This is a genomic window from Rivularia sp. UHCC 0363, assembly GCF_034931125.1.
Classification (GTDB): Bacteria; Cyanobacteriota; Cyanobacteriia; order Cyanobacteriales; family Nostocaceae; genus Rivularia.
On the sequence record NZ_JAYGHM010000058.1, the window covers coordinates 42,053 to 52,986 of the forward strand.

At 36.7% G+C, this 10,934-nt stretch carries 11 protein-coding genes; 3 read left to right on the forward strand and 8 right to left on the reverse strand.

Going from position 1 to position 10,934, the window contains the following annotated elements:
• Nucleotides 1-34: 34 nt before the first annotated feature.
• Nucleotides 35-517 (reverse strand): hypothetical protein, encoded by a 483-nt coding sequence (locus tag VB797_RS26210; RefSeq protein WP_323240695.1) that lies wholly within the window; start codon nt 515-517, stop codon nt 35-37.
• Nucleotides 518-809: 292 nt separating this feature from the next.
• On the reverse strand, nt 810-2,453 hold the full coding sequence (locus tag VB797_RS26215) for a DUF3352 domain-containing protein (RefSeq protein WP_323240696.1): 1,644 nt from the start codon (nt 2,451-2,453) through the stop codon (nt 810-812).
• 250 nt (nt 2,454-2,703) lie between these two features.
• Here VB797_RS26215 and VB797_RS26220 point away from each other — a divergent pair, with 250 nt between their 5' ends.
• The 3 genes from VB797_RS26220 to VB797_RS26230 all read left to right on the forward strand — a co-directional run bounded on the left by VB797_RS26220 (nt 2,704) and on the right by VB797_RS26230 (nt 5,490).
• On the forward strand, nt 2,704-3,036 hold the full coding sequence (locus VB797_RS26220) for a rhodanese-like domain-containing protein (protein ID WP_323240697.1): 333 nt from the start codon (nt 2,704-2,706) through the stop codon (nt 3,034-3,036).
• Between the two features lie 574 nt (nt 3,037-3,610).
• Nucleotides 3,611-4,690 (forward strand): heat-inducible transcriptional repressor HrcA, encoded by a 1,080-nt coding sequence (gene hrcA / locus VB797_RS26225; protein WP_323240698.1) that lies wholly within the window; start codon nt 3,611-3,613, stop codon nt 4,688-4,690.
• A gap of 119 nt (nt 4,691-4,809) precedes the next feature.
• The gene (locus tag VB797_RS26230; RefSeq protein WP_323240709.1) at nt 4,810-5,490 is read left to right on the forward strand and encodes a DUF2834 domain-containing protein; all 681 of its coding nucleotides are present in this window, start codon (nt 4,810-4,812) and stop codon (nt 5,488-5,490) included.
• Between the two features lie 120 nt (nt 5,491-5,610).
• Here VB797_RS26230 and VB797_RS26235 read toward each other — a convergent pair whose 3' ends face one another.
• From VB797_RS26235 to VB797_RS26260, 6 genes are all read right to left on the reverse strand, one after another.
• On the reverse strand, nt 5,611-5,994 hold the full coding sequence (locus VB797_RS26235; RefSeq protein ID WP_323240699.1) for a phospholipid-binding protein: 384 nt from the start codon (nt 5,992-5,994) through the stop codon (nt 5,611-5,613).
• 206 nt (nt 5,995-6,200) lie between these two features.
• The gene (locus tag VB797_RS26240; protein WP_323240700.1) at nt 6,201-7,094 is read right to left on the reverse strand and encodes an ion channel; all 894 of its coding nucleotides are present in this window, start codon (nt 7,092-7,094) and stop codon (nt 6,201-6,203) included.
• Between the two features lie 250 nt (nt 7,095-7,344).
• Nucleotides 7,345-7,779 carry a ferritin-like domain-containing protein gene (locus tag VB797_RS26245; RefSeq protein WP_323240701.1) on the reverse strand — a complete coding sequence of 145 codons (435 nt, stop codon included), beginning with the start codon at nt 7,777-7,779 and terminating at the stop codon, nt 7,345-7,347.
• 509 nt (nt 7,780-8,288) lie between these two features.
• Complete coding sequence (locus VB797_RS26250; protein ID WP_323240702.1) at nt 8,289-9,224, reverse strand: FTR1 family protein; 936 nt, start codon at nt 9,222-9,224, stop codon at nt 8,289-8,291.
• A gap of 86 nt (nt 9,225-9,310) precedes the next feature.
• Nucleotides 9,311-9,748, reverse strand: coding sequence for a ferritin-like domain-containing protein (locus VB797_RS26255; protein ID WP_323240703.1), 438 nt, complete (start codon nt 9,746-9,748; stop codon nt 9,311-9,313).
• A gap of 235 nt (nt 9,749-9,983) precedes the next feature.
• Nucleotides 9,984-10,775, reverse strand: a complete 792-nt coding sequence (locus VB797_RS26260) for a hypothetical protein (RefSeq protein WP_323240704.1) — start codon at nt 10,773-10,775, stop codon at nt 9,984-9,986.
• Between the last annotated feature and the right edge of the window lie 159 nt (nt 10,776-10,934).

Genomic DNA, 10,934 nt, shown 5'->3' on the forward strand with positions numbered 1-10,934 from the left:
CAATATTGTAATTCATTAATACGAGATTTTGGAACTATTCTTGCAAAGAAAGTTTGTAGTTGCGTCGTACTCCGGCTTTAAAGCTACCTACCCAAATTCTATAGGTTCCGGCTTTCCAGTCGTTACCGTTGATGCTAGCGTCTTTACTTTCACCAGTATCGTCTCCACAGCGAACTGTTTTGTCATCTGGACCAACTATTAATAGGGTCGTATCGTATCCATTACTATTCACCTTTATATTTAATTTTGGAAAATCTTTCTCTAAAACTAAAATATGGTCTGGTTTGGGGTCTGCGAAACCGATACACAAATTCTTTTGCCGATCGCGGCTGCTAATTGTGGACAATGAGTAAGAACCGCCGGTATAACCCGTTACTGCTTTAACTGCTTCCGATGGTGATAAGCTAATTTTTCCAAAAAAAGATGTATCTGCGCTTACGGAATTAGAATTAGTAACAGTAAATAGACCTACAAGGCAACCTATAAAAAATAAGATTTGGGAGCGACAAGATTTCATATATACACTTCCCTAGTTTGAGTTGGTTCTCTTATATACACGTTAACGAGGGCAAATTTCGGAATTACAAAGTCTATGACAGCTTGGCATCTGTACACTATTAGACCAAGCTGTAAGTAAGAAAGCAAAGGTCTAAAGAATGAATTTAAATTTTGCAATTTCTAACTTTTGATATAAAACATACAGTTACAATTTGTTACTTTAATATGGATTAGGTCAAAAAAATTAAAGATAGAATAAACTTTAGGGCATTAGGGAAAGATAAGTCGTAATTATTAAATCCTAACTTTTTTTACTCATTAAATAGGAACATTATCCCAGCTTTAAGTAAGTCACTATTGTCATAACTGCTAATAGTAAAAGATTGCAGTCGGTCAAAAAAAGGCTTGCCAACAATTTCTATAAACTTGAGTATGGGTAATTGACTTTCGATCAAGTTTTGACTTTTTGTCCAATCGATAAATACATAACCTTGGTTTGGTTGGGGAATGGCTGCAATGCTTTTCTGAAAACTACGATTATCGTTGAATAAATTATTTTTATTATTCAACACTAAATCCATTGTCTCGATAGAATTTGTAAAAATTTCGTAGTTATCTTTAGGTGTATGCGCTCCTAGTACCTTTGCTTGAATGTTGAAATTAGATGCTTTATTACCTGTAGTTGTTAATTGCGTCCAAGCAGAAATTTTTTGTTCATTTAAATTAATTTGACTGACTGTAAGTCCATTTCGAGCAGCTATTTCATCCAAATGCGAAATATCCGCTGGTGTTGTCGAATTCTCTGCAACGAAAACCCAGTCAGGAGTTTTATCTGTATTGGGTAACAATGCGATCGCGTATTCTCCTTTTACCCAACTAAAGATATCTTCTTTTAAGTTGATTCCCCAGCGTTTTTGCAGATTCGTTAAAGGTTGCGTAATCTGTGAAGCGATACCTTCTTCCGAACCACCAGATATGGCTGTTGCAGTTTGTTGCCAAAGTAAAGCTAAATTACTATTATCTAAATTGCTCAAATGTTTTCCCGCGATCGCAAAACCGCAAGTTGCTGGAATATATGAAAGTGCTGCGATTTTTTCAGATAGTTCTGCTGCTGGTAGCGGTGAATTAGCTAGTAAACTAGTTTCTGCGAGCAAACCGGGGGATTTTTTCGTTAAAGAAATTAATTGAGCATCATAACTCAGGGGTGATGACAACTTTAAACCTTGCCATTTTGCGACTGCGGGAAGATTAAGAAACGTTACAGCTTGAGTTTTACTTCCTAGTTGCTTGATTAGCTGCTGATATTTATCCAAGCTAGTCAAACTTAAACCTGGTGCTTGGACATTATTAACTGCTTCTCGGAGAATTTTGGCATCATTGGCAAACAATACAAAATTATCACCTACAACCGTTGCAGCCAAAGGTTTTTTGATAGAAGCCGTTTGCGGAGTATCGGAAATCAGTTTGACACCTTTATATTGTTCCACAACCAAGGAAGTTCCAGCTAAAACCCGTTTAGAAAACAAAAGTTCGATAAACTCGCGGCTTTTCGCAGCATCTTTTGTCTTGACACTCATCAAATAACCGGGTTGCTTGCCGTTGATAGCATCGCGATCAATATCATCGGTGGTTACAGCTAAAGTTATTTCACTACCCAACCAGGGTTGAACATCTTTTTTATACTCAAGTCCGGTATTAGCGAGTAAACTTGTTTTCAGTTTGGATAGCTTCAGTTCACCATCCAAAGCCTCAAAGCGATTTGGATTCACAAGCATTGAAACCATCACAGGTGCTTGTTTAGAAACAAATACAGCACCACTCGGTTTAACCGTTTCACTTAAATTCAGCGGATTTCGAGATAATCCATTACAACCAGCGATACCAGTTAACAGCAGCGCGATCGCGATCGCACTTACGGAACGGAATAACAATTTTCTATTTATAATTCTTTTCACGCTTGCCCCATTGCGGCGTTTTTGACCCCACTAATTATTAAAGCGTGTTCTGGGAAAAATGGGGAAGGGGTGAGGTTGATCGCAATGTTTCCAACTCCATAGAATATGGTCAAGATGTAGCTAATTTTCCTAGATTATTCTTAAAACCTTTGATTAGTGCTGATGCTAAGAGGAGAGTTTTCTGTCAACATAATAAATATATAGATTTTTTTGAGAAATTCCTCATGACGGGGAATAACTTTGGTCAACCATGAATCAAATCACTGTAGAGGAACTCGCAAAACGTTTAGCTTCCTCAGAGTCTTCAATTCAACTTGTAGACGTGCGCGAACCACAAGAAGTCAGAACAGCAAGTATCGAAGGTTTTGTCAATTTACCTTTGAGTCAATTTGCCGAGTGGGGAAACGATATTCAAACTCGCTTGGAACCGGATAAAGAAACTTTGGTTCTATGTCATCACGGTGTTCGTTCTGCTCAAATGTGTCAATGGTTAACATCTCAAGGTTTTACAAATGTGAAAAACATTACGGGAGGTATTGATGCATATTCAATGTTAGTTGACCATTCGGTTCCTCAATATTAAAGAATAAAAAATTTTGGGCTTTAAATTACCCTACGGCAAGACGCTTCCGCGTCAATAGATTTTGGATTAAGTACTCGTGCAAAATAAATTAAATATTTCGTCTGGGGAGGGAATAGGGAGTAGGGAAAGTTTATATAACTCACGAGTAATTATATAAATAATTTTGCGTTAGTATTTAATTCCACAAATAAATCTAAAAACCCGCGTATTGAAGGGTTTCCTTGGCTTAAAGCAACTGCTCCCAGGTTGTACTATTAAGAAATTAGAGGTCAATACAAAATATCCCTGAATATTATTGATGATTAGCAAATAATTCGTATATATGCACACCCCGTTTCTAAAATAGCTGTGGGAAAATACTTATGAAGCGGGTTTTGTTTATGTATTTAGAATACAGGTTCGATTGTATGGAATAGTACTCTTACTCAGGACAAAACTATTTGTAAATGTAAAGGTATTGCAGTACACGATAATCATTGTGTATTTTGCACGATCATTATTAAATCTCAAATAATAGCACTTAAAAAATTTCGTTTTTTTAAAACTGATAAAAACTGTGTTTCAACCATCCCCTATGCAAGTCCAGTTAACGAATCGACAACAACGTATTCTTTGGGCGACTGTGCGTCACTATATAGCTACAGCAGAGCCTGTGGGTTCTAAAGCTTTGTTAGAAGAGTTCGACTTGGGTGTAAGTTCAGCAACGATTCGCAACGTCATGGGAGTCTTGGAAAAAGCTGGACTGCTCTATCAACCTCATACTTCAGCAGGAAGAATACCTTCGGACTCTGGCTATCGAATTTATGTAGACCAATTAATCACACCTTCTCAAAGCTTAGAAAAAGAAGTCGAAGCCGCATTACAAGGACGTTTAAAATGGGAAGATTGGAGTTTAGAAACATTATTGCAAGGGGCCACGCAAATTTTAGCGACCTTGAGCGGTTGTGTGAGTTTAATTACAATACCGCAAAATAATTCATCAGTATTGCGACATTTGCAATTAGTGCAAATTGAGACGGGACAGATCATGTTGATTGTAGTCACCGATGGTTATGAAACTCATTCAACATTAATGGACTTACCTTCCGCATCGGAAGAAAATAGACCTGATGTAGAGGTCGTGGATAGGGAATTGCAGATTGTTTCCAACTTTTTAAACAGTCAACTGCGCGGTAAAAGTTTAATGAAACTAGCCTTGCTGGACTGGAGTAAATTAGACCGAGAATTTCAGTGCTACGGCGAATATTTGAAAACATCCCTAGTAGAATTGACTCGTCGCACCTTTTCACCCACAACTACACAAATTATGGTGCGTGGAGTTTCAGAAGTTTTACGTCAACCAGAATTTTCTCAAATACAGCAAGTACAAACCATAATTCAACTGCTTGAAGAAGAACAAGAAAAATTATGGCGGTTGATATTTGATGATACAGAATTAGAACATATAGACAAGCCACAAGTAACAATTCGTATTGGTTCGGAAAATACCTTAGAACCCATCCGTACTTGCACCTTAATTTCATCCATGTATCATCGAGGTTCGATACCAGTAGGAAGCGTCGGGGTTTTGGGTCCCACAAGGCTTAATTACGAAAACGCGATCGCACTTGTTGGAGCAGCAGCTGAATATCTCTCCGAAGCAATGAGCAGTTAAGAGTTAGGAGTGAGGAGTTAGCAGTTCGGAGTTAAGAATACCGGAGTTATTAATCAGTGACATCAGTGAAATCCATTTAATCCGTGTTATGAGTTAAATTGATAACTGATAATTGATAACTGATGAGAAAAATTATATTTTGGTTGCTTTGGGCTGGATTTGCGATCTATGCTTTTGCTTTTGCTCCACCGAATCAACCCGACACTTTTGAATTGATTAAAAATCTTTCAACTGGACAATGGGAAGGAATCAACCCTTTGATTATTTCGCTATTTAATTTAATGGGAGTATTCCCTTTAATCTATAGCTGTATGGTGTTTATTGATGGTAAAGGACAAAAAATACCGGCTTGGTTATTCGCAACCTTTTCTTTCGGAGTCGGTGCTTTTGCTTTGTTACCTTACTTGGCTTTACGGGAACCAAACCCCGATTTTGTCGGAGAAAAAAATGCTTTTCTCAAATTATTAGATTCTCGGATTACTGGTATTGCATTAAGTATCGGAGCAATAATTTTAGTATTTTATGGCTTACAGGGAGCCAATTGGAGCGATTTTGTCCGACAATGGCAAACTGACCGCTTTATTCACGTAATGAGTTTAGATTTTTGTCTGCTTTGCTTACTTTTCCCGGCACTTTTGGGTGACGATATGGCAAAACGGGGAATGAAAAATCCTATTTTATTTTGGTTTGTAACACTGATACCGTTGTTTGGTCCTTTAGCTTATTTATCCGTGAGAAAACCATTACCGGATAATACTCAAAAAGAAATAATTAACAAACGACAAGCAGCAGTAAATTAATTTTTTTGTATTTTTTTCGTAATTAATTGTATTTTTAGGGTGTGTTACGGCACGAATAACCTTGATTTCGCAAAGCCGTAACGCACCGCTTTCTAATTAATGGTGCTTTACTAAAAGTAATTAACCTACACTAACTTGACTTGTATCAACATTAGTCGCACCATTGACTCCTTGAGCAACAGAAACCATTTTATTTAAAATATCTTGGCTGGGAACGCTTCCTTTTAAAACTACTGTAGAGCTAGTTTGAGCAACCCAAAGACCTTCAATATCATCCAATTGAGAATCTTCATCGAAAGCCAATGCAACTCTCTTAGCTAAACCACTCTGGTCGTATTCACCATTCAATCCCACACGTTCTGGAGCAATTGATTGAGCAGTATTCGCTTGCTGTGTTGGTTGTGCTTGCTGCGTAGATTGCGGTGCTTGTGTTGCTTGGGGTGTAGGATTTACTTGTGCATTTTTGGGTTTTTCCATACCAAAAAGTCTTTTTAGCCAGCCCATATTATTTCTCCAATTAAGGTCACATCAACTGTGAATATATAGGTTGGATGAATAAGTTACATCTGTCGTTAAAAGGAGATATTGTGCTTGTTATTACAGCCTTAGATATAGTTTCGTCTGGGTGTTACTAATCCTCTAGATAAAACTAAGTAAGTAAATATAATTTTCTATTAAAAGATAGTATTAATATGCTTTATTTTGTCCCTTTAATCCTCAACTATTACAACATCGTGAAAGCGATTATAGTCAATACTACGTCTACCATCCCGCGTTTTAGATAGAATATCAGCAAAGCGATGATTCCAAAGAATGTCTTTAGGAATATACGAATGATAAGCGTGGATATTACTAGAAACGGTTTGATCGATTCCGGTTAAAGTTACTACTATTTCCATTTCCGAATCTAACATCTCATCTAAAGTTACCCCGTAAAAGGGGCTGTTTTCATTAATTGGATGCATAACCGTCCAAGTTAAAGCGAAAAGTGATGAGCGATCGCGATATAACGGTAATTTATAAAACTTTCGCATCTCAACTTCTTCCTGAGTAATTTCGCTAATTACCAAGCTGACATTAACTTGAGCTTCTAAAATCCAGCTTTGACGTTCGTTTGCAACTCGAAACATCAAAGTTGGGACACCCTCATGAATAGTAATTACTGCTACACGACTAAACATGACTCGTGCTTTAGGAAGAGAAAACCGAGCAAACACCAATCCACTTCCCATTGATACTCCTAAAAGTCCCAATAAAGCTTCAATCGCAACTAAAATATTGGCAAAAAGCGTTTTCGGATACATTGCACCATAGCCGATAGTTGCCATTGTTTGCACGCTAAAAAAAAATGCGTCAGAGAAACTTCCTTCACGCATTTTTTCTATCCCATCACCCGCTGCTAAATAGAGAAAAGCAAATAAAACATTAGTAATTATATATCCCGCACTTACTACTGCAAATAACTTGATCCAGGAAAGAGTTAATAATGTATGATACAAATCCCCCCAATCAAACTTAGATACTCCTTTACGAACAATGTTTAACTTTCCATCAAGGTTAATTAGACGAGATGGTAAGATTTTTTTTTGATGAGTTTTATTCATTGATTGTTAAATCAAATATCAGTAGAAAATACGCTCCTCTACATTATCTAACGTAAAGGAACATAATCAAAACATAGGAAATAGGCAATAAAAAACCCACTGAGTATTTCTATAACTCCTAACTCCTACTCCCTTCCCATTTTAAATTTACCTATCTCTCTTTATTTCTTTCCTCTGCGGTCTCTGTGTCTCAGCGGTTTTTTCATCAGTAATCTTCTGACGGGAAAGGAGTAACTATTAACTCCTAAACTTAATTTAATCTATCGATCATTTCCGCTAATTCTTGCGTATGATTACTCTCTTCTTCAATCATATTGCTGACGAATTTTTCTATATCGCTGTTGCTACCTTTCAGTGCATCTAGGAGTTTTTCATAAAGTCCTAAAGCCTGCTTTTCATGAGCTAAACTTGCCTTCAATATATCTTTTACTGAATAGCTTTCTAATTCTGCAATTGGAGCAATACGCGAGTGAGGAATTCCGTTAATACTTACTAACACTTTCCCGACTTTTTGAGAATGAAATAGCGATTCTTCGGCTTGTTCTTCTAGAAAATCGACAATTTCGCTTTTATTATTATCATTAGCTATTAAAGAGTAAGTTGTGTAACGAACCACCCCCGCTAATTCAAACTCTAAAATTTGCTGTAGAAAATTAATGGCTCGATCTCGGTTAAATTGGATCATTTCAGTTATTACAAGACTAGTTTTTTGATCGGATATCTATACAAATGTAATCAGTCTAAAATTGTAACAATTCTAGTTAAAGAAAAAATTGCGCTAACTTATCATCAATTTGAGCAGTTGTTAGCTAAATAAACTCTAGTAGCGGCGGTCTTTTTCCAATCTCAAACATTTGAAATAAACTATAGCCGCTAATCGCATCTATGAAATAAATAAAGACATGAATAGGAATTTTTACCGTCTGATTTTTTTAATTTAGCTATTAATTTACTATCACTTACGCATTTACTTTTTATTAGTATACTTGTTTAAATATATAAATAAAGGAATATTTTTACTAGTTAAGTCGGATATAAATTTATTAAAATTCTCTCAATAAAAGGTTAAGAAAACCCTTACTATGATTATCTTATTGCTACTACTTTTATTTTATATAGCAAAAAATCTAGAGAGTTCCGCATTGCTACATCTCCCAAGTTCTGGTCATAACTAACTAAATATTTAATTTATTTTCAACTAACTGGAATTTTCTTTTTATTTTGAGGAGAGGTAGCAGTAATACTTCGTAAATACAAACCTCCGACAGATAATAAAAATGATACATAGGCAACAGCTTGAACTAAATACAAGTGTTCCCTGTAACCAAATAATACTTTGAGAATGACTCCGGGAAACTTTTTATCAGGCAATATATTTGATGTATTCCATACCATCGGACCTAATATACAAGAGTGATTTGCAGAAATTTGAGAGGAAAAACATAGATTCCAGGTACTATCGCTAAGAGCTAAAGTTGCAAAAGCCTGGTCAAATTTGCGTAGCGCTCCTACTACTAATCCCGCAACAATCAACACCAGAAAAATACCCATCACCTGGAAGAACAGACGAATATTTATTTTCACACCCCATTTAAAAATCAGCGCACCAATTAATGCTGCAAATAATATACCTGCCACTGCACCAATTATGGGAACTAAACCCTCTTGAAAATTAGAAGCAATGAATAAAACAGTTTCCACACCCTCACGTAAAACAGCAATTAAAACTAAAGTAAAAACCCCCCAACCAGCTTGAGAATCTGCTCGCAAAACGGTTTGTACCGCTCCCTCAACTTCAGCTTTCATAAACCTGGCTTGTTTTGTCATCCAGATCAGCATCCAGCTAAGCATCGCGATCGCAATTACGCTGAATGTTCCTTCCATTAACGGTTTAACTAAATTTGCATATTGAGGATTAACGAGCTTCGCGGCTTGAATTATCGAAGCAAAAACTGCTCCAATCGCTGCACTCAGCCCAATTCCAGCACCGACACCAGCATATACCCAAGCGTTGAGTCTGGATTGATTAGCTTTAGCCAACATTGCCAGTACTATACCAACTACAAGAGCCGCTTCTACTCCTTCTCGGAGAGTTATGATAAAGGTAGGTAAGGCTGCACTAAAGTCCATTTTTGTCAATTATTAGTTATCAATTAAAAGTTAGGAGTTAGGAGTTAGGAGTTTTATTTCTCCCCTACTCCCCTACTCCCTTTAAATTAGCCGAAATCCCTTAACATTTTTTTCAATTCGAGATTATGCATCTCTTCTTGTCCAATCATATTACGAGCGAATTCTTCTAAATAAATGCTAGCATTTTCAACTGTATGTAAAAACTTTTTATACAGATCCAAAGCCTTTTGTTCGTGTGACAAGCTTTCTTCTAAGATATCCTTAACTTTATGCTTGTAGGTTTCTTCCATAGGGGCAATTTTCAGGCTAGGATGTCCACCATCTATTCCTGTAAGAATTTCTCCTACTTGTTGAGCATGAAGCAATGATTCAGTAGCTTGCGCTTTAAAAAAATCCACAATGGGAATGCGATAAGGTCCTGTTACCATCAGTGAATAATGAGTGTAGCGCACTACTCCTGCTAGTTCAAATTCCATGATCGCATTTAACAGTTCGATTGTCTTTTTATTGTCAAGTTCTTGCATCAGATTATAATTCGCGAAGAGGTTTATTAGTCGTGATAATTCGAGTTAATAGTCAGGAGAAAAGCACTGAAAAGTGGTCAGTCAAAAGTATTATTTATAACTTGTCCTTTTCTGCTCAGAAGAGTTCTGTTTCTATTCCTAACTTTTACTCAGCTTTAACTAATTTTAAACTCTTCTTAAGTTTCTGCTTGCTCAATACGATCTGTTTCAACTATTCTTTTTGTTTGATGGTGCTTTAGATTTTTATGACTTTTTGAGAGTTTTCCTCAATGACATCCACTAATTTAGCTACTTCTTCTGGTGTTTTCACGGGTGCGGATGGAGGAATGACGGTGGGCCAAGCTGTTACTAATTCGCTCATACTGCTTGTAATGGCTTTGTCTTCTTCTGGATGCGCTGTATTCATTTGACCAGAAATGTTTTTATACAAGTCTTGAGCATAAAGCACAAAGCCCCGAGAATCTTGATATTCAATGTCTTCGACGATTTTACCATTGGCGATCGCCGCTTCATATTCTTGTTTTGCTGTATTTAAGATGCGATCAATTACAGCCATCACAAATTCTGGTTTGTTGCGTTCTTCGGATGGTAGGGCTGCGATCGCTCCGTCTACAGCTTCCATTGATGACGCAAAGCTAGTAGCGACTTTGGCATCTTTGGGCTTACTTTTAACTAAATCGTGTAAGCCATCTAAAGTAGTTTTAAATTCTTTGACATTACGCTCTGTTAGTTGGTCTTGGACATCGCTATAGATTTCTTCTACCGGATGTCCGATATGAGGTTCAGCTTGTTTCGGCTCGTTTTTATCTAACAATTCTTTCGCAACCAAAAGGTGTCCTTTCATTAATCCCATTTTGGTCATATATCCTACATCTTTTGCTTCACCACTTTGACTAGCTTGAGTTTGAGTAACGGTCGGAGTTGCAGGTGTGTTTTCTGCCGTGGGAGCATTGTCACCAAGGCAAGAACTCAAGGTCACTACTGCAACAACCGCAGCAGCCAAACATATATAGCGAAGTGGTTTCATTTTGCTCCTAAAAGTATTTTTACTTATTGCTAATCAACTTTGTTTGACATTATGTCGTTTTTAGCTTTGGTTATTATGCATCTAATGCAATTATTTATTAACTACCTGATATATTTAATTAAAAAATATTAATAAGTGATTCTATTAACTAAGAATTTT